General features: G+C 51.1%; 1 protein-coding gene. It reads left to right on the forward strand.

Annotation, left to right across the window (positions count from 1 at the left end):
- Positions 1–47 precede the first annotated feature (47 nt).
- Positions 48–1,048 (forward strand): IS630 family transposase gene (locus tag ACERI1_RS18800; RefSeq protein ID WP_373620000.1). Its coding sequence is split into 2 segments (ribosomal slippage): positions 48–540 and positions 540–1,048, totalling 1,002 coding nucleotides; the frame shifts between segments, so codons are not numbered across the junction.
- The last annotated feature ends 12 nt before the right edge of the window (positions 1,049–1,060 follow it).

Consider the following 1,060-nt stretch of genomic DNA (forward strand, 5'->3'; position numbering starts at 1 on the left):
TATAGTACCCGTTAGAACTTTCTACTCAGGTAGTGTTGCTAAACACAGTGGATCATCTCGACGAGATCTCAGTCGAGGAATTGCAAGATTCCCTTGACAACGTGGAGGGCAAAAAGCCGACACAACGGCTCTTAGCAGCAATAGCGTACAAGAACGGCGTCACGCAGACTCAACTAGCCGAGTGGTACGACGTTCAGCGACGAACAATCTATAGCTGGCTCAAGCGACTCGACACCGACGAGTCGCTTGAGCAAGCCGTTACTGATGCTCATCGCTCTGGGAGAAAACGGAAGCTCTCAGAAAAAGAGCAAAAAGAATTCGAAGAAGCTGTCCACGAATCACCAGAGAATGTTGGGGTTGATGCGCCGGCGTGGACGCCGGCGCTCGTCCAGCAGTATCTTGACGAGACGTACGATGTCGAGTACTCAATCCCGAGCTGTCGGCGGTTGCTCAAAGAAGCGGGATTGAGCTATCAAAAACCTCGCCGTACAGCCGCTGAGTCTGATGCTGATGAGCAAGAAACGTTCCGTGAAGAACTCAAAAAAAGCGGCGGGAAATGGACGCCACAGTAGTCTGCATCGATCAAACCAAGAAATCCGTCCAAGTTGAGCCGCGTGCCGCGTGGTTTCCCCGCGGTACGCGGCCGTCCGTTGAGTTATCTGGACAACGTGACTGGACGTGTCTGCTAGGTGCGATCACCGAGAACGGTGATCGCTTTTTCTCTCGATTTGAAGAGTACGTTACCGCCGATCATGCAAAACATTTCATTCTCGCGTTATGCAAAGAGTTCGAAGATGATCTAATTATTGTCCTGGATGGAGCACCATATTTCCGGGCGTCGGCCGTCACGGACCTAGCGGCCCGTGACGACCTCGACTTCGTGACATTGCCGGCGTACTCACCAGAGCTAAATCCTGTCGAAGAGTGCTGGAGACAACTACAAGCGGCACTTAGCAACCGTTTCTTTGGCTCACTCGACGATCTCACAACAGCGATTGATAATGCTATTGATCGGATCTCTGTACCAAATATGAGCAATTACTTCTAATGTCTACTATAG

Source organism: Natrinema sp. HArc-T2 (assembly GCF_041821085.1).
GTDB lineage: Archaea > Halobacteriota > Halobacteria > Halobacteriales > Natrialbaceae > Natrinema.